This window comes from Pseudomonas sp. FP453 (genome assembly GCF_030687495.1).
In the GTDB taxonomy this organism is placed as follows: domain Bacteria; phylum Pseudomonadota; class Gammaproteobacteria; order Pseudomonadales; family Pseudomonadaceae; genus Aquipseudomonas.
The window spans coordinates 3873448-3890892 of the sequence record NZ_CP117435.1 but is presented as its reverse complement, the minus strand read 5'-3'; the positions used below and the strand labels follow the sequence as shown (position 1 = coordinate 3890892).

Here is a 17445-nt window from a genome sequence, read left to right as displayed (position 1 = left end):
TCAGTCTCCGAATGGCCCGGCGGCGCAGAACGCGCCGCCCTGGTAGACCTTGGCCGGGTCATCGGCGGCCACCGGGGGCTGGGTTTCAACCTGGGCGCGGAACACTTCGGAAGTGTCCTTGGGCGTGTAGCCCAGGTGCGCGGCGTAGCGGTTGTCCCACCAGGTGTCGAGGTTGTCCGACATGCCGTAGACCACGGTGTGGCCGACGTCTGGCGTGTACAGCGCGCGCTCCAGCAGTTGGGTCAGGTCGTCGAAGCTCAGCCAGGTGTGCATCATGCGGCGGTTCTGCGGCTCGGGGAACGAGGAGCCGATGCGGATGCTCACGGTCTGGATGCCGTAGCGATCGAAGTAGAAGCTGGCCATGTCTTCGCCGTAGGACTTGGACAGGCCGTAGTAGCTGTCCGGGCGACGCGGCGAGTGGGCGTCGAGGATTTCGCCCTGCTTGTGGAAGCCGATCACATGGTTGGAGCTGGCGAAGATCACGCGCTTGACGCCATGCCGGCGCGCCGCTTCGTAGATGTGGAATATGCCGCTGATGTTGGCGCCGAGCACTTCTTCGAAGGAGCGCTCAACCGAGACGCCGCCGAAGTGCAGGATCGCGTCGACGCCTTCCACGAGGTGGTGCACGGCTTGTTTGTCGGCGAGGTCGCAGGGTTGCACTTCTTCGCGGTCATCGCTGGCCGGGGCCATCTCGGCGATGTCCGACAGGCGCAGTACGTGGGCATAAGGGCGCAGGCGTTCACGCAGGACTTTGCCCAGGCCGCCAGCGGCACCGGTGAGCAGCAGGCGGTTGAAGGGAACGGCAGGGGTGGTGGTCATGGGCGGGTCCATTGTTGTTGTAGGTTGTCGTATGACTACGGTGGAGTATCGGTATTGATTCCCGGGATTGTCAACGCCCGCCTGGACGAACGAGGTCTACTGTGGGAGCTGGCTTGCCTGCGATAGCGGTTGGTCAGTTGGCATCTTTTTGTCTGATAGACCGCTATCGCGGGCAAGCCCGCTCCCACACAAGCCTGTTCCCACAGGGGGCCAGTGGTGTTTGCAGGGGTTGCGGCCTACAACAGTGAAATCGGGTAACTGATGAATATCCGGTTCTCATCGAACTCATTGTTGCTGAAATCCCGGCGCATGGTCGAGTTGCGCCACTTCACGTTCAAGTTCTTCAGCGCACCACTTTGCACGGTGTAAGCCAGCTCCGATTCACGCCCCCATTCCCTGCCGTCGGTGATCGCCCCGGTGTGCACGTTACTGCCGCTGATATAGCGGTTCATCATCGTCAGCCCCGGCACGCCCAGCACCACGAAGTTGAAGTCATGGCGCAGTTGCCAGGATTTTTCCCGGGCGTTGTCATAGCTGGCGTTGTAGCTGTCGTTGGCCAGGGTGCCGCCGCTGGTGCCGTTGACCCTCATCCACACGCTGTTGCCGGTGAGTTTCTGCAGGCCCACGTAGAAGGTGCTGCCGCCATAGCGCGCCGAAAGCAGGGCGAAGGTGGTCTTGTTGTCGAGATCGCCGGCCAGGGGCGCTGCCGTCTTCCTTGCCGTTGAAGAAGCCGAGGTTGGCGCCCAGGGTCCAGTCGCCCACGGGTTGGCTGTGGGTGAAGTTGAGGTATTGCTGCTGGTAGATGTCGGTGAGTTCGGCGTACCACAGGCCGACCTGGGTGCGTTTGTCGTTGAACGTGTATTCGCCGCCGCCGAAGTTGAAACGGTCCGAGGTGAAGGCGGCTCTGCCGTTCATGAACATGTCTTCCATGCTCGCGTCGTTGCGTGGGCTGTTGCCACGGAACTGGCCGCCGTAGAGGGTCAGGCCGGCGATTTCACTGGAGGTGACCTGGCCGCCACGGAAGGTCTGCGGCAGGGAGCGGCCGTCGTCGGAACGCAGGATCGGCAACACGGGCATCCATTCGCCCACCTTCAACTCCGTCTTCGACAACCGAGTCTTCAGCGCCACGCCCAGACGCCCGAAGTTGTCGGCCGGGCGGCCATCGCTATGGATCGGCAGCAACTGGGTACCGCCGGTGCCTTTGCCGCCGTCGAGCTTTTGCGAGTACAGGCCCAGCACATCGATGCCGAAGCCCACGGTGCCCTGGGTGAAGCCGGACTTGGCGTCGAGAATGAAGTTTTGCGTCCACTCCTCGGCCTTGGCCTGGGGATTGGTCGGGTTGGTGAAGTTGCGGTTGAAGTAGGCGTTGCGCAGGTTGAGCGTAGCCTTGGCATCGTCGAGGAAACCGTCGGCCTGGGCGCAGAGGGGTAGGGCGGCGCTCAGGCTGCCAAGACCGATAAGGCCCAGGCGTGCGCAGGAATGGCGGGCGAAGTGACTCACAGTGGAGCTCCCTTTCTTTTGTTGTTTTTATTATTTGTCGTACGTCGTCGTACAACATTGGGGCGATATTTGCGGGGTTTTCTGGGGTTGTCAACAATAAGTTATACGATGACTGGATCTGGCACCGCTTAGAAGTGAGCACGGTCCCTGTGGGAGCTGGCTTGCCTGCGATAGCATCACCTCGGTGCAACTGATGTACCGAGGTGCCTGCATCGCAGGCAAGCCAGCTCCCACAAAGGGCCGCTCCCACAACTGTGGAGTCCAATGTAAGAGTGGGGGATTTTCAGTTGGCCATGACCATCGGCGGCAAGGTCCCCAGCAGGGAGACGGCGGCGACCGCCGCAACCCCCAGCAGCCACTCCAGCAGCACGCTGGCCTTCAAGCTGGCGCGACGTTCGTCACAGCGTTCGATCCGCAAGCGGTTCAACAACGCCAGGGCCAGCATGCCCAGCACCAGCATCACCTTGACCAGCAGAATCAAGGCAAAACCACTCAACAAGGGCGTCGGCCACAGTTGCCCGGTCAGCACGCGCACGTTGATCAACCCGGTCACCAACAACCCCGCAACCAAACCATAGCCGACCCCGCTGAACCGCCGCAGGATCGGCTCCAGTGCATAGCCCTGGGGTTGGCGCAGGATCAACACCAGCACCAACAAGCCACCGAGCCACGCGCCGACGCACACCAGGTGCACCACCTGGTTGAGGATCAGCAAGCGCCCGCTGAGCCCATCGAGCATGGCACCGTGGCCCACGGGTGCCAGGGTCACCAGCAGCAGTGCGAGCAACGGCAGGCGCAATGCCGGCCAGGGCTTGGCCAGCGCAATCACCAGCAACAGGTTGCACAGCAGGTGCCAGCTCCACACCTGGCCAAAAAAGGTCTTGCCCAGCACCAGTTGCACGGTGGCCGGCTGCAGCGCCGCGTCCCAGCTGCCGGCCATGCTGGCGGTGATCAGCAGCAACCACGCCGCACCCGACAACAGGCCGACCCAGGCCAGTGCCCGGGTGATGCGCAGCAGGTGCCGGTCCAGCGTCGGGTGTGGCCCGGCGCCGAGTAACAGGGGCTTGAACACGCAAGCTCCGAACATCAGCAATACGACGATGAAATGCACAAAGCGGCACAGCACCAGCAGGGTTGCCATGGGTTATTGGCCGACCTTGAAGCTGTATTCGCCATTGCTCTTGTGGGTGTCGACCGACACCGCGTTCCACACCACCTTGTAGTTACCCGCGGCCAGTGGCGCCGCTGGCGTGACGACCAGGGTTTTCTTGTCGGCGTCGGGGGTTTCCAGACCCTTGATCGCGATTTCCGTGCCGTCCTTGCTCAGTGAGACTTTGGTGAAGGTGGCTTCCACGCCCTCGCTGAAGGTCAGGCGCAGGTCGGCCGGCGCGGCGACGGTGCTGTCGGCCGCGGGCGTGGTGCTTTTCAGGTGGGCGTGGGCAAAGGCTGCCGAAGCGCCGAGCAGCGAGGCGAGCAGGGCGACGGTGGTCAGGGTCTTTTTGATCAACATTGTGCAATACCAATCAATGGGGAGAAGGGGGCAGTGTACGAAGTTTCAGTATGGCCTGTCGCCGCGATCTAGAGCCGGTGGTAGTCTCTAACCCATGTTGTTGTCGGGGAGCCCTTATGGGCAATCACAAGAGTGGCATTCGTCGGGTCAACGTCGAAAAAATCCTGCTGGCGGCGGAGAAGGTCTTCGCCGAGAAGGGCTATGGCAGCACCGCCATGGCCGACATCGCCGAAGAAGTGCAACTGCCGCGTTCCAACCTGCATTACTACTTCACCACCAAGAGCGAGCTGTACAGCGCGGTGCTGTTCGACCTGCTGGACCTGTGGAAGCAGGACGCCCTGAGCTTTGAAACCTTCGATGACCCGCGCGTGGTGCTCAGCAGCTACATCCGCGCCAAGATGCAGCGCTCGCGCACGCGGCCGTATGGCTCCAAGGTCTGGGCCAATGAAATCATCCACGGCGCGCCGACCCTCGGTGAGGCGCTGGATGCGAGCCTGTACGACTGGGCCAAGATGAAGGAAGCGAAGATTCGCCAGTGGGTGGAAGACAAACGCATCCTGCCGGTGGAGCCGTCGAGCCTGCTGTATATGATCTGGGCGTCGACCCAGCACTATGCCGACTTTGATCACCAGGTGAAGATTTTGAATGATCACCAGCCGTTGTCGGACAGGCAGTTTGAGAAGGCGATCCAGACGGTCACGGGGGTGATTTTGCGGGGGATTGGGTTGGAGCCTTGAGCCTTGTGGTGACGCTGATGGCCTCATCGCAGGCAAGCCAGCTCCCACAGTGGACTGCATTCCTTCAGACGAAATGCGGTCACTGTGGGAGCTGGCTTGCCTGCGATAGCGATCTAAAAGACTACACAGCCTCCCGATACGGATTCCTTGGATCCTGCGTCCAATTCAGAAACGGCTTGCCCGTATCCACCGCCACCATCTCGATACAATCCGCCACCGGGCAGGTGATCTGGCACAGGTTGCAGCCCACGCATTCGTCATCAATTACCTCGTAGACATGCGTCCCATCCGCCTGTTTCAAACTGGTAATGGCCTGGTGCGACGTATCCTCACAGGCAATATGGCAACGTCCACAGCCAATGCACGCCGCCTGGTCGATCTTCGCGATCACCTGATAGTTGATGTCCAGGTACTTCCAGTCCGTGGTATTGCCCACCGCCCGCCCGGAGAATTCCTGCAAGCTCTTGTAGCCCTGGCTGTCCATCCAGCGCGACAGCCCGTCCTTCATCTCATCGACAATGCGAAACCCGTGCAGCATCGCCGCCGTGCACACCTGCACCGCGCCGCAGCCGAGGGCGATGAACTCCGCCGCATCGCGCCAGTTGCCAATGCCGCCGATGCCGCAGATCGGCAGGCCTTGGGTCTGCGGGTCGCGGGCGATTTCGGCGACCATGTTCAGCGCGATGGGCTTGACCGCCGAGCCGCAGTAACCGCCGTGGGTGCTCTGGGTGCCGACCATCGGCAGGGCGACCATGCGTTCCAGGTCGACGCTGGTGATGGAGTTGATGGTGTTGATCAGCGACACCGCATCCGCCCCGCCGCGATACGCCGCCCGTGCGGCCACGCGGATGTCGGTGATGTTCGGCGTGAGCTTGACGATCACCGGCAGCGAGCAGTACGTCTTGCACCAGCGCGTCACCTGTTCCACATATTCCGGCACCTGGCCCACCGCCGCGCCCATGCCGCGTTCGGGCATGCCGTGGGGGCAGCCGAAGTTCAGCTCGATGCCGTCGCAGCCGGTGGCTTCCACCAGTGGCAGGATGTTTTTCCAGGACTCTTCCACGCACGGCACCATCAGCGAGACGATCAGCGCGCGGTCGGGCCAGTCCTTTTTCACCTGGGTGATTTCCCGCAGGTTGATCTCCAGGGAGCGGTCGGTGATCAACTCGATATTGTTGATGCCCAGCACTTCACGGTTGGCGCCGTAGTGGGCCGAGTAGCGCGAGGACACGTTGACCGCCGCCGGGTCTTCGCCGAGGGTTTTCCAGACCACGCCGCCCCAGCCGGCTTCGAAGGCGCGGACCACGTTGTAGGCCTTGTCGGTGGGCGGCGCGGAGGCCAGCCAGAACGGGTTGGGGGCTTTGATACCGGCAAATACAATCGAGAGATCGGCCATTACGCAGCCTCCACAGTCAGCATGAGTTGGGCGTGCATGGCCTCGGCGGCCAGCTTGCCGTGTTGCACCGCCTGCACGGTGAGGTCCTGGCCGAGGCTGACGCAATCGCCACCGGCGTACACCCCGGGAATGCTGGTGCGCAGGTGCTCATCGACGAAAATCCGTTCGCCGACGCGGTGCAGTTGCTGGGCCAGCGGGTCGTGCAACGCGTCGCTGTCAAAGCCCTGGCCGATGGCCTTGAAGATCGCATCGGCGGCCAGTTCGAAGGTCTCGCCGGTGGGGTGCAGGCGGCCGTTTTCCATGCGCGTGCGCAGGAAGCGCATGCCGCGCACGTGGCCCTGATCATCCAGCAGGATTTCTTCGGGTTGGGCCCAGGTCAGCAGGCGGACCTGGTTGGCCTTGGCGATGTCCTGTTCATGTCGGGTGGCGCCCATGTCCGCCACGCCACGGCGGTACACGAGGTTGACATCGCGGGCGCCGAGGCGGGCCATCTGCACGGCCATGTCGATGGCGGTGTTGCCGGCGCCGAGCACGATGCAGCGGTCGGCCAGGGGCAGTTGGGTGAGGTCGTCGGTTTGGCGCAATTCGCGGATGTAGTCGGTGGCGGCGAGCAGGCCGGGGGCGTCTTCATGGGGCAGGCCGAGCTGTTTGCTTGCGGCCAGGCCGAGGCCAAGGAACACCGCATCGAATTGCTGGTGCAGTTCGCTCAGGGTGAGGTTGTCGCCCAGGCGCTGGCCGTGGCGGATCTCGATGCCGCCGATCTGCAGGAGGAAATCCAGTTCCTTCTGCGCGAAATCATCCACCAGCTTGTACTTGGCGATCCCGTATTCATTCAGGCCGCCGGCTTTTTCCCGTGCTTCGAACACCACCACGTCATGGCCGTGCAGTGCGCTGCGATGGGCGCAGGCCAAACCGGCCGGCCCTGCGCCGACGACCGCGATGCGTTTGCCGGTGGCGGCGGCGCGGTGGAACGGGTGTTCGCTGAAGTGCGCGTTGTCCACGGCATACCGTTGCAGCAGGCCGATCAGCACCGGCGCGCATTCTTCCGCGTTGTTGCGCACACAGGCTTGCTGGCAAAGGATTTCGGTAGGGCAGACGCGGGCGCAGCTGCCGCCGAGGATGTTGGCCGAGAGGATTTTCTGCGCGGCGCCTTGCACGTTGTCGGTGTGGATATTGCGGATGAAGGACGGGATGTCGATTTCGCTGGGGCAGGCGTTGACGCACGGCGCGTCGTAGCAATACAGGCAGCGGGAAGCCTCCAGTTGCGCCTGGCGGGCGTTGAGGGGCGGTGCCAGGTCGGTGAAGTGGCTGGCGAGGGTCGGTCCATCCTCAAGGGGATGGGGGAGGTGGGTCAGGGTCTGGATCACGGTGGTGGCCTCACGGTTATTGAGGTGCTGCCTCTGATGGGCATTGGTTTTTGTGTTGCCTGTACTGGCCTCATCGCAGGCAAGCCAGCTCCCACATTTGAAATGTGTTCACACATTTCTATTTGTGAATGCAGTTCAAATGTGGGAGCTGGCTTGCCCGCGATTGGCGCTCTCAGCGTTTCACAGCCGTGGGCCTGGAATGCTCAGCCCGCTTGCTCAACTGCTCAAACACCGGCGGATACGCCGGCCGCTGCACATAGCGCCCGGCACCGCGTTCAGCGCGCAGGTCGCCATCGGCCCAGACCAGCTTGCCCTGGCTCACGGTGTGGCTTGGCACACCGCGTACGGTCTTGCCTTCGAAGATATTGAAATCGACGTTCTGATGGTGGGTCTTGGCGGAAATCGTCCGTGTACCCTCGGGATCCCACAGCACCAGGTCGGCATCGGCGCCCACGCGGATCGCGCCTTTGCGTGGGTAAAGGTTGAAGATCTTCGCGGTGTTGGTTGAGGTCAGCGCGACGAATTCCTGCATCGACAAGCGCCCGGTGTTGACGCCTTCGTCCCACAGCAGCGCCATGCGGTCTTCGATGCCGGCGGTGCCGTTGGGGATCTTGCTGAAGTCGTCTCGGCCGGCGGCTTTTTGCTCGACGCAGAAGCAGCAGTGATCGGTGGCGGTGGTGTGCAGGTTGCCCGATTGCAGGCCGTGCCACAGCGCCTCTTGATGCCCGCGTGGGCGGAACGGCGGGCTCATCACGTAGCCGGCGGCGGTCTGCCAGTCGGGGTGGCGGTAGACGCTGTCGTCCAGCAGCAGGTGGCCGGCGAGGACTTCGCCATACACCGGCTGGCCTTTGCTGCGGGCGTAGGTGATTTCGTCCAGTGCTTCCTGGGTCGAGACGTGCACCAGGTACAGCGGGGTGCCGATGGTCTCGGCGATGCGAATCGCCCGGCTCGCCGCTTCGCCTTCCACCTGGGATGGCCGTGACAGCGGGTGCGCTTCGGGGCCGGTGATGCCCTGGGCCATCAGCTTGCGTTGCAGGTGGTACACCAGCTCGCCGTTTTCCGCGTGCACGGTGGGCACCGCACCCAGTTCCAGGCAGCGCTCGAAGCTGGCGACCAGGGTGTCGTCGGCCGCCATGATCGCGTTCTTGTAGGCCATGAAGTGTTTGAAGCTGTTGATACCGTGGTGGCTGACCAACTCGGCCATCTCCTCGCGCACCTGCTCGCTCCACCAGGTGATCGCGACGTGGAAGCCATAGTCGGCAGCAGACTTTTCTGCCCAGCCGCGCCACTGGTGAAAGGCTTCGAGCAAGGACTGCTGCGGGTTGGGAATCACGAAGTCGATGATCGACGTGGTACCGCCCGCCAGACCCGCCGCCGTACCACTGAAAAAGTCTTCACTGGCCACGGTGCCCATGAAGGGCAGTTGCATATGGGTGTGGGGGTCGATGCCGCCCGGCATCAGGTATTGGCCGCTGCCGTCGAGTATTTCAGTGCCGGCGGGAATCTCCAGGTCCGTGCCAATGGCGCGGATTAGACCGCCTGCGCATAAAACATCGGCGCGGTAACTTTCATCATGGGTAATAACGGTGGCGCCACGGATCAACAGCGACATGTCGAGTTCCTCACAGGCTTGACCGGCTTGTGCCAGTTCTAAGTGTTGTAATGCTGCTTGCCGATAGGTGGGTTAATTCCTGTCAGCGGTGACAGGAATAGAAACTAGCCCGAGTTTTTCGATTGGGCAAGAAGATTTTTTATAAGCTTATATTGTTATTAACGTATTGATTTCTAACGATTAAAAATTAAAATCACCAAAATGAAGCGGGCGTTCACTGTTTTGACGCACTTGACAGGTTCTTAAATTGAGCAACATTTCTTATTGCAAATCAGACGCTTGAGATATGCCGCTTGACGGCGCTGGGAAATAAAAATAATTGTGTTGCACCAGATTGAGTCCTGACAGTTCGGGCAACTTCCGCCGGGTTTAGCCTGAGCCCTGTGAGCAGTACCGTAGGTTCAATCGGAAAGCTGATTAACATCAGCCAGTTATACAAGCGGTTCGGGTGTGGTGACAGTTGTCGGCACGATTATTGAGTGCAGTGGCGGCTGGCCGGACCCGTGATGTCATGTTGTTTACGAGGTACTCCGGCCATCCAGCGCCAAGCGTTGGATGAGCAACAATAATTCGAGAAAACCGTGGAGCGGCCATGCAACAGAACAGATCGCAAGTCATAGAACGCAACGGCCTGTACGAACTCGACGCCGGCCCCGACGTCCTCGACAGCCCCCGCTACAACCACGATATGGCACCGACCAAGGTGCATGAACGAACCTGGAACAAGTGGCACATCACCGCGCTGTGGGTCGGCATGTCGATCTGCGTGCCCACCTACACGTTGGGCGGGGTGCTCACCGCGTACTTCGGCTTGTCGGTGGGCGAGGCGCTGATGGCGATCTTGCTGGCCAATATCGTGGTGTTGATCCCGCTGACCCTCAACGCGTTTCCCGGGACCAAGTACGGCATTCCGTTTCCGGTGCTGTTGCGTTCGTCGTTCGGCATTCTCGGCTCCAACGTGCCGTGTCTGATTCGCGCGCTGGTGGCGTGCGGCTGGTTTGGTATCCAGACGATGTTTGGCGGGCTGGCGATTCACTTGTTTCTGGGCTCGATTTTCGAGGGCTGGAAGTCCCTCGGCGGCACCGGTGAAGTGATCGGCTTCATGTTTTTCTGGTGCCTGAATTTGTGGGTGGTGCTGCGTGGCGCCGAGTCGATCAAGCGCCTGGAAACCCTGTCGGCGCCGCTGCTGGTGGCGGTGGGGATTGGCCTGCTGGTGTGGGCGATGCCCAATGTGTCCATCAGCGAGTTGATGGCGATCCCGCCGAAGCGCCCGGAAGGCGCGAGCCTGACCGGTTACTTCATGGCTGGCCTGACTGCGATGGTGGGGTTCTGGGCCACCTTGTCGCTGAATATTCCTGATTTCAGCCGCTACGCGAAAAGCCAGAAGGACCAGATCCTCGGGCAGATCTTCGGCCTGCCGCTGACCATGTTCCTGTTCGCGGCGCTGGGCGTGATCATGACGGCCGCGTCGGTGAAACTGGTGGGGGTCAGTGTGTCCGACCCGGTGACCTTGATCGGGCATATCCAGAGCCCGGTGTGGGTGGCCATTGCGATGCTGTTGATCATCATCGCCACCTTGTCCACCAACACGGCGGCGAACATTGTCTCGCCGACCAACGACTTCCAGAACATCGCGCCGAAGCTGATCAACCGCACTACGGCAGTGATCCTTACCGGGTTGGTGGGGCTCGCGCTGATGGGGCATGAGTTGCTGAAAAAGCTCGGTCTGATCGTCTCGGATGTGAGCCTGGAGACCGTCTATTCCAACTGGCTGTTGGGCTATTCAAGCCTGCTGGGGCCGATTGCCGGGATCATGGTGGTGGACTATTTCATCACCCGCAAACAACAACTGGACCTGGCCGGCCTGTACCGCGATGACGTGTACCCGGCGTGGAACTGGAGCGGGTTTATCGCCTTTGGCGTGCCGGTGGTGCTGACGTTGCTGTCGTTGGGCAGTGATGCGTTCAGCTGGTTCTACAGCTATGGCTGGTTTACCGGTTCGGCGTTGGGTGGGGTGTTGTATTACGCCCTGAATGCCAAGCGCGGGGCCGCAGCGGTCGCCGCCAAATCCCCGTTGTAGACACGGTCAATGTGGGAGCTGGCTTGTGTGGGAGCTGGCTTGCCTGCGATGCAGGCAACTCGGTACATCAGACAAACTGAGTCGATGCCATCGCAGGCAAGCCAGCTCCCACAAAAGCCAGCGCCGACCTGTTGAAGCGAGTTCAATCCATAAGAAATGTAGCCTGAGGAGATCCCCATGAACGCTGCCCTCGACGTTCTGCAATCCACCCATCAGCACATCAATCGCGACCGTTTGTGGCAGTCCCTGATGGACCTCGCCCAGCTCGGCGCCACACCCAAAGGCGGCGTGTGCCGCCTGGCCCTCACCGACCTCGACCGCCAGGCCCGCGACCTGTTCGTACAGTGGTGCGAAGCCGCCGGTTGCACCGTGACCATCGACGGTATCGGCAACATCTTCGCCCGTCGCCCGGGGCGCAACCCTGACTTGCCACCGGTGATGACCGGCAGCCATATCGACACCCAGCCCACCGGCGGCAAGTTCGACGGCTGCTTCGGTGTGCTCGCCGGTGTGGAAGTGCTGCGTACCCTCAATGACCTCAACGTGGAAACCGAGGCGCCGCTGGAAGTGGTGGTGTGGACCAACGAAGAAGGCTCGCGCTTCCCGCCGTGCATGATGGGCTCGGGGGTGTTTGCCGAGAAATTCAGCCTGGCAGATACCCTGGCCAAGGTCGATGCCGATGGCGTCTCGGTGGGTGATGCTTTGAACGCCATTGGCTACGCCGGTACCCGGCCGGAAAGCGGGCACAAGGTCGGCGCATATTTCGAAGCGCATATCGAACAGGGGCCAATTCTTGAGGATGAGAAAAAGACCATCGGCGTGGTACTGGGCGCGCTGGGCCAGAAGTGGTTCGACCTGAAACTGCGTGGCGTCGAAGCCCACGCGGGGCCGACGCCGATGCACCTGCGCAAGGATGCCCTGGTGGGCGCAGCGGCCGTGGTGGCAGCGGTGAACGCGGCGGCGTTGGGGCATCAGCCCCATGCGTGTGGCACGGTGGGCTGCCTGCAAGCCTATCCGGGCTCACGCAATGTGATTCCCGGCGAGGTGCGCATGACCCTGGATTTCCGTCACCTGGAGCCGGCGCGGTTGGATTCGATGATTGCCCAGGTGCGCACGGTGATCGATGAGACCTGCGCCAAGCATGGCTTGAGTTTTGAAATGGCGCCGACGGCGGACTTCCCGCCGCTGTATTTCGACAAAGGCTGTGTGGACGCCGTGCGCGATGCGGCCAATGGCTTGGGCCTGTCGAACATGGACATTGTCAGCGGGGCGGGGCACGACGCGATCTTCGTCGCCGAGTTGGGCCCGGCGGGGATGATTTTTGTGCCGTGCGAAGGGGGCATCAGCCATAACGAAATCGAGAACGCCGCACCGGATGATCTGGCGGCGGGTTGTGCCGTGTTGCTGCGGGCGATGGTTGCCGCTTCCGCCGCGATAGCGGGGCGCCAGATGGCCGCCTGACGCATTTTTCATTACTCGCGGATGCGCCACCTGGCGCGTCCACCCGCACAAACCGGCGCCTGGTGCCGGTTTTTTTTCGTCTTCTCCCAGAAAAACATGGCGTGCCTGCTCTGGTACAGATGCTGAAAAAAACCACCATACAGATGGCCGGGCGTTCAACTGTGCACTAAAGAAGTGGTTTTTCTGGATCTTAATTAAGTACCGAGTAGCGTTAACAATAGCTTATTCGTTGAGTTGCGTTGGGCCCGTCTTAATGCAAGTGCCGGAAAGTCTAATCGTCCAGTTGTATCTGTCCGGAGTTTAAGCATGACTATCTATGCGTGGCTGTCGTTCATTCTGATCACGATGGTGCAGGCCGGTTCGCCAGGGCCGTCAACGGTGTTCCTGGTGAATAACTCGATCAAGTATGGGCCATTGAAAGCGATTGGCGTATTGACCGGTGATGTGTTTGCCATCTTGATCATGGGCTTGATCTCGTCATTGGGGATTGCCACTTTTTTTGCAGAGCATCCGTCGATGTTCAATGTATTGAAACTGGCCGGTGCGGCGTATCTTGTTTACTTGGGGGTTGGCGCATTCAAGAAAAGCCGCGCGATCATGAGTACTGCCAGTGCTGATGCACCTGTTGTCAGGGCGCCCGCTTTGACGCGCCAATGGGCCCAGTCCTTTTTGATCGGCATCAGTAATCCCAAGGCGCTGGTGTACTTTACCGCGCTGCTGCCGCAGTTCGAAAAAAGTGGCACGCCCGATCTTCAGTTCTTTGCGTTTCTTGTGGTTATCAGCGCGCTGATAAAGTTTTCGATTCTTTCCTGTTACGCCGTCGTGGCGACCAGGATCGCGTCGAAGTTGACGTCGCCCTCCGCCAGTAGAATCGGTTCCAAAGTAGTCGCTGTATTCTTCGTATTTTTTGGTGCGGCATTAGGGTTCTCTACCATCCATTGAAGGATAACTATCTATGAAGTATGAAGGCTCTGCAGCCCGTTCATTGTCAACTGTGCAAAGCACCTCTGATCTGATTGAGCAGCAACTCAGGCACGGCGGTTATTGGGTGGGTAACTATTTCAACTATTTTGTAACGCTGGCCCATCGTTCCGAGGACTGGCGAGCGTTCCTGCAGACGTGGGACAGCTTGCCACCGGATGAGTTTATGGCGGACGGCGGCAAATACCGTCGGCGCCGGTTTACCGAACTTCGCTACAGTGTGCTCAACGATGAGATCGGTATTCTTCCGCATCGGCCGTTCTTCCAGGACAAGTACACGAATACCTTGAATGGTGGTGTGGACCGCTACTTTGAATCGATCACTCCCTATATTGCGACACACCCGTTTATAAAACGCATGATTCGCGATTATGTGGCGATCTTTACTCGCTATAAGGATGTGGCGGTGTGGCAGGTGTATTTGCATCAAGTGCGAATTACCTCGTCGCGTGGCGTTGCCGGTTTCCCAACGCCGGAAGGCATCCATAAGGACGGTGTGACGTTTTCCAGTTTGTTTTGCGTGAACCGCACGGACAATTGCACCGGTGCAGAAAACTCCATCTATGACAATGACAAGGCCCTGCTCGAAAGTTTCACCCTCAAGCGTTATGGCGACCTGGTGATCTTTGATGATTCCAAGGTGTATCACAGCGTCAGTCAAATGAACACGGCAGACGATGGCGTCGCCTCGCGGGATATGTTGTTTCTGGAATTCACGGCGCAAGGGGCTGAGCATGTCGCGTCATAGTGCAATGGATATTGAAACCCGTGATTACTCGCGGGAAGTGATTGAGCGCATCAGCCAAAGTTGGTCGTTTGACGCCGAAGTCATGCGCTTTAAAGGTATCACCAGCCTTGCGTTTGATATGCATGCCCCCGACTTTATGGAGTCGATGGTGCCCTTCTCGTCGTTCGACGCGTGGCGCGCCCTGGACCCTCAAGATAAGAACGACCTGCTCTCTGCCGGGTGGATTATTTATCAGAGCAATACCATTTTTATTGAAACCGATTTGGTCACGCCGGCCTGTATCGAAGTCATTCGTTCGCGGCAAGACAACAGTGTCGGCCCCGAGATGGCGCGCTCCATGGCCGAGGCGATGACGGACGAGGGCTACCACACGCTGCTGGCCGTGCTCACCTGTGATGAGGTGCGGGCCAACCGGCAACTCGCCTTGTTTCCTGCGGACTTTCACCTGGTGAATGTCATGAATGCTTATATCCATGGGCTGGATAGCGAATGGAAGCGCCGCATTGCGCGTATCGCCACGGCCTGCTGCACAGAGAACCACATCACCGATTACCTGGACCTGCTGGCGAACGCGACGTCGATCCAGCCGATGTTTCTCGCGGCGGTCAACGCCCATGCCAAGGACGAGTGGAGCCATGGCTCGCAGTTTGCGGTGTTGGCGCGGGATATCTATTGGCAGCTCTCCAAAGACGGAAAGCAGGTGTTCAAGGAAACGGTCGAGTTGGTCGCGAAAAACTTCTTCAGGGCCGATCTCAATGCCTGGATCACCGTGATTGACCAACTCGGTCGGCCCTCGCTCGAGGGTGTGCGCGCGGCCGTGGTAGACAACGCAGTAGAGCTGCAGCGCGGCGTCGAGTTTACGAACAACAATCGCGGCTTGATGAAGCTCTATGACAGCCTGGAATGGGAATGGACCAACGATGACCGCCAATAATTTTACCCTCGCCTGCGCAGGGCAGCGTGAGCCCATCGTCGGCGACGTGTTTTCGCTGGTGAATGCCTGTGAAAAACTCGGCCTGGTGCGTACCCGTTGCCGACAGGGGCGGTGCGGTGCCTGCCAGGTGAAGTTTGTCTCCGGTGAGTACAGCTCGTGGGCCCCCATGCTTGCACTCACGGAAAAGGAACGAGGGCACAACGCAATCTTGCCCTGTGTGCTGGTTCCGCTCTCGGACATTGAAGTTGAGGCTTGGTACCCATGAGCGAGACAGTTTACGTAGAAAATGAACACTTCCAGATTCGCAGCGCAAGACTCGACGACGCGATCGCCATCCGCAAAATGGTGTTCAAGACCTTTGTGGAGTACGGCATCGCGGCAGACCCCGACGATGACGACCGCGACATCATGTGCTTTGGTGTGCCCAAGGCGAATGTCGTGGAGCTGGTCACGGTGTTTGGCGATCTGCCGGTGGGGTCCGCGATCCTCACGGGCGGCGACGATGGTCGGGTGAAACTCACCAAGTACTACCTGGACAAGGACTACCGTGGTTTTGGTGCAGGCGTGGCGATGCTCCAGGCGGCGGTGGCGACGGCACGGCAATTGGGCTTCAAGGAGATTTTCCTGAAAACCCGGGCACGCTACAAAGAGGCCGTCCGGTTGTACGAGTCAACCGGTTGGGTGAGGGGGGCGGACCAGCCAGGCCCAGGCCCGGAACGCGTCTACACCATTCGTTTTTCTGCAAGCTGACATCGATGCGCCGAGGCAGGCAGGCCGTCACCGGCCTGTTTGTCATTGGGGCACTAGCGCAGCATGTTGGAAACGCTGAGGTCCATGACCCGTTTGCCGATCATCTTGATCGCTTCTTCGACCCGCTCATCGAGCGCGCCGCCGTAGTTGATGCGGATGCAGTTTTCATACTTGCCGGACGAGGAGAATATTTTCCCGGTGGCAATTTGTATGTTGTGTTGCACCAAGTAGTCGCTCAGCTCATAGGCCGACACGCCGTCCGGCAGCTCCATCCACAAGAAATACCCGCCTTGGGGGCGGCTGATCCGAATGCTCGGGTTGAAGTATTTGGAGATCCAACTGGTCATCAACTCGCGGTTGGCCTTGTAGTTGGCACGCATGCGCCGCAGATGGATCTGGTACAAGCCCTTGCCCATGAACTCGGCAATGGCGCGTTGGTTGGCGGTGGCCGTGGCGCCGGAGCTGGTGTATTTGATATGCAGCACTTTGTCGTAGATTTTCCCGGGCACGACCCAGCCCACCCGCAGCCCCGGCGCGAGTGTTTTTGAGAAAGAGCCGCAGAGGATGATCTTGCCCTCGGCGTCGAGGGACTTGATGGTTTTCGGGCGCGGGTACGGGTACGTGAGGTCGCCGTAGGTGTCATCTTCGATAATAAAAAAGCCGAAGGTCCTGGACAGTTCCACCAGGGTTTCCTTGCGCTCATCCGGCATGACATAACCCAGCGGGTTATTGCAGTTCGGGTTGACCAGTACCGCGCGGATCGGCCAGCGCTGCGCGATCAGCTCCAGTGATTCCAGGCAGATGCCCGTCAGCGGATGGGTGGGCACTTCAATAACTTTGATGCTGCAGACCTTGAGGGTCTGGATCGCCCCGTGAAAGCTCGGCGACTCGACGACAACGATATCGCCCTGGCTGCAAATGGCCCGTATGGAGCACATCAGGGCCTCTTGGCAGCCGGTGGTGATGATGATTTCTTCGGGGTCGACCAGGCAGCCGGAATCGATAATCAAGCGACTGACTTGCGTCCTTAATTCCAGGTTGCCTTTGATGTTTTCATAATTGAGCCCGTCCTTTTGCCAGCGTTTTGCTTCGTGGCTCAGGCTTTTCATCAGGGGCTTCAAGGTCGGTGTGTCAACGTGGGGCATGCCTCTGCCCAGTTGCAGCACCCGTTCATCCGGGGTGCTGGTGGTCACCTTGTAGATTTCATCCCATTCCAGGATATCGAGGGGGTTTTTTTCGATGGCGCGCATGGTGGGCAACAGGTGCAGGTTTTGCCTGCGGGTCACGAAGTGGCCGGACTTGGGCGCGGGCGATGCCAGGCCTTCTTCTTCCAGCAGGCGATAGGCCTGTTGCACGGTGCCCAGGCTGACGCCGTGTTCTGCGCTCAAGATGCGCACAGACGGAAGTCGTTGCCCCGCCTGGTACATGCCCATTTCAATTCTGCTGCGCAGTAAACGGGCCAACTCTGAATACTTTGCCACTGATCCCTCACCGCTATACCGTCCTGTGCGTAGTGGCATAGTCCTCCACCGCCCCGGTGGGTGGCAAGG

General features: G+C 60.1%; 15 protein-coding genes and 1 pseudogene. 8 read left to right on the top strand and 8 right to left on the bottom strand.

Annotated elements, in window-relative coordinates:
• From PSH87_RS17450 to copC, 4 genes and pseudogenes are all read right to left on the bottom strand, one after another.
• Window positions 1-819, bottom strand: coding sequence for an NAD(P)-dependent oxidoreductase (locus tag PSH87_RS17450; RefSeq protein WP_305430422.1), 819 nt, complete (start codon window positions 817-819; stop codon window positions 1-3).
• Window positions 820-1055: 236 nt separating this feature from the next.
• Window positions 1056-2319: pseudogene (locus PSH87_RS17445) on the bottom strand (OprD family porin).
• A gap of 283 nt (window positions 2320-2602) precedes the next feature.
• Window positions 2603-3460, bottom strand: a complete 858-nt coding sequence (copD, locus tag PSH87_RS17440; protein ID WP_305430421.1) for a copper homeostasis membrane protein CopD — start codon at window positions 3458-3460, stop codon at window positions 2603-2605.
• Window positions 3461-3463: 3 nt separating this feature from the next.
• Window positions 3464-3829 (bottom strand): copper homeostasis periplasmic binding protein CopC, encoded by a 366-nt coding sequence (gene copC / locus PSH87_RS17435; RefSeq protein WP_017737433.1) that lies wholly within the window; start codon window positions 3827-3829, stop codon window positions 3464-3466.
• Window positions 3830-3945: 116 nt separating this feature from the next.
• Here copC and PSH87_RS17430 point away from each other — a divergent pair, with 116 nt between their 5' ends.
• Window positions 3946-4566: a TetR/AcrR family transcriptional regulator gene (locus PSH87_RS17430; protein WP_017737434.1), complete on the top strand. Its 621-nt coding sequence runs from the start codon at window positions 3946-3948 to the stop codon at window positions 4564-4566.
• Between the two features lie 121 nt (window positions 4567-4687).
• Here the strand turns inward: PSH87_RS17430 and preA are convergent, their stop codons facing one another.
• From preA to hydA, 3 genes are all read right to left on the bottom strand, one after another.
• Window positions 4688-5962: an NAD-dependent dihydropyrimidine dehydrogenase subunit PreA gene (preA, locus tag PSH87_RS17425; RefSeq protein WP_305430420.1), complete on the bottom strand. Its 1275-nt coding sequence runs from the start codon at window positions 5960-5962 to the stop codon at window positions 4688-4690.
• On the bottom strand, window positions 5962-7329 hold the full coding sequence (locus tag PSH87_RS17420; protein ID WP_305430419.1) for an NAD(P)-dependent oxidoreductase: 1368 nt from the start codon (window positions 7327-7329) through the stop codon (window positions 5962-5964). Before PSH87_RS17420 ends, preA begins: the two co-directional genes overlap by 1 nt.
• Window positions 7330-7501: 172 nt before the next feature.
• The gene (gene hydA / locus PSH87_RS17415; protein WP_305430418.1) at window positions 7502-8941 is read right to left on the bottom strand and encodes a dihydropyrimidinase; all 1440 of its coding nucleotides are present in this window, start codon (window positions 8939-8941) and stop codon (window positions 7502-7504) included.
• Window positions 8942-9533: 592 nt separating this feature from the next.
• On the opposite strand from hydA, the gene PSH87_RS17410 reads away from it, so the two are divergent.
• The 7 genes from PSH87_RS17410 (at window position 9534) to PSH87_RS17380 (ending at window position 15895) form a co-directional block, all read left to right on the top strand.
• The gene (locus PSH87_RS17410; RefSeq protein ID WP_305430416.1) at window positions 9534-11021 is read left to right on the top strand and encodes an NCS1 family nucleobase:cation symporter-1; all 1488 of its coding nucleotides are present in this window, start codon (window positions 9534-9536) and stop codon (window positions 11019-11021) included.
• A 177-nt stretch (window positions 11022-11198) separates the two neighbouring features.
• Complete coding sequence (locus PSH87_RS17405) at window positions 11199-12482, top strand: Zn-dependent hydrolase (protein WP_305430414.1); 1284 nt, start codon at window positions 11199-11201, stop codon at window positions 12480-12482.
• A gap of 306 nt (window positions 12483-12788) precedes the next feature.
• On the top strand, window positions 12789-13424 hold the full coding sequence (locus tag PSH87_RS17400; protein WP_305430413.1) for a LysE family translocator: 636 nt from the start codon (window positions 12789-12791) through the stop codon (window positions 13422-13424).
• Between the two features lie 13 nt (window positions 13425-13437).
• On the top strand, window positions 13438-14211 hold the full coding sequence (locus tag PSH87_RS17395) for a 2OG-Fe dioxygenase family protein (RefSeq protein WP_305430411.1): 774 nt from the start codon (window positions 13438-13440) through the stop codon (window positions 14209-14211).
• Entirely contained in the window at window positions 14198-15145 is a 948-nt protein-coding gene (locus PSH87_RS17390; RefSeq protein WP_305430410.1) for a diiron oxygenase, read from the top strand. The genes PSH87_RS17395 and PSH87_RS17390 overlap by 14 nt, the downstream gene beginning before the upstream one ends.
• Window positions 15132-15410, top strand: coding sequence for a 2Fe-2S iron-sulfur cluster binding domain-containing protein (locus PSH87_RS17385; RefSeq protein ID WP_305430408.1), 279 nt, complete (start codon window positions 15132-15134; stop codon window positions 15408-15410). Before PSH87_RS17390 ends, PSH87_RS17385 begins: the two co-directional genes overlap by 14 nt.
• Entirely contained in the window at window positions 15407-15895 is a 489-nt protein-coding gene (locus PSH87_RS17380) for a GNAT family N-acetyltransferase (protein ID WP_305430406.1), read from the top strand. Before PSH87_RS17385 ends, PSH87_RS17380 begins: the two co-directional genes overlap by 4 nt.
• Before the next feature lie 53 nt (window positions 15896-15948).
• Here PSH87_RS17380 and PSH87_RS17375 read toward each other — a convergent pair whose 3' ends face one another.
• Entirely contained in the window at window positions 15949-17376 is a 1428-nt protein-coding gene (locus PSH87_RS17375; protein ID WP_370695277.1) for a PLP-dependent aminotransferase family protein, read from the bottom strand.
• Window positions 17377-17445: the final 69 nt, after the last annotated feature.

Coding starts and splice junctions, on each gene's coding strand:
- PSH87_RS17450 (WP_305430422.1), bottom strand. CDS start 819: ATGACCACCACCCCTGCCGTTCCCTTCAACCGCCTGCTGCTCACCGGT.
- copD (WP_305430421.1), bottom strand. CDS start 3,460: ATGGCAACCCTGCTGGTGCTGTGCCGCTTTGTGCATTTCATCGTCGTA.
- copC (WP_017737433.1), bottom strand. CDS start 3,829: ATGTTGATCAAAAAGACCCTGACCACCGTCGCCCTGCTCGCCTCGCTG.
- PSH87_RS17430 (WP_017737434.1), top strand. CDS start 3,946: ATGGGCAATCACAAGAGTGGCATTCGTCGGGTCAACGTCGAAAAAATC.
- preA (WP_305430420.1), bottom strand. CDS start 5,962: ATGGCCGATCTCTCGATTGTATTTGCCGGTATCAAAGCCCCCAACCCG.
- hydA (WP_305430418.1), bottom strand. CDS start 8,941: ATGTCGCTGTTGATCCGTGGCGCCACCGTTATTACCCATGATGAAAGT.
- PSH87_RS17410 (WP_305430416.1), top strand. CDS start 9,534: ATGCAACAGAACAGATCGCAAGTCATAGAACGCAACGGCCTGTACGAA.
- PSH87_RS17405 (WP_305430414.1), top strand. CDS start 11,199: ATGAACGCTGCCCTCGACGTTCTGCAATCCACCCATCAGCACATCAAT.
- PSH87_RS17400 (WP_305430413.1), top strand. CDS start 12,789: ATGACTATCTATGCGTGGCTGTCGTTCATTCTGATCACGATGGTGCAG.
- PSH87_RS17395 (WP_305430411.1), top strand. CDS start 13,438: ATGAAGTATGAAGGCTCTGCAGCCCGTTCATTGTCAACTGTGCAAAGC.
- PSH87_RS17390 (WP_305430410.1), top strand. CDS start 14,198: ATGTCGCGTCATAGTGCAATGGATATTGAAACCCGTGATTACTCGCGG.
- PSH87_RS17385 (WP_305430408.1), top strand. CDS start 15,132: ATGACCGCCAATAATTTTACCCTCGCCTGCGCAGGGCAGCGTGAGCCC.
- PSH87_RS17380 (WP_305430406.1), top strand. CDS start 15,407: ATGAGCGAGACAGTTTACGTAGAAAATGAACACTTCCAGATTCGCAGC.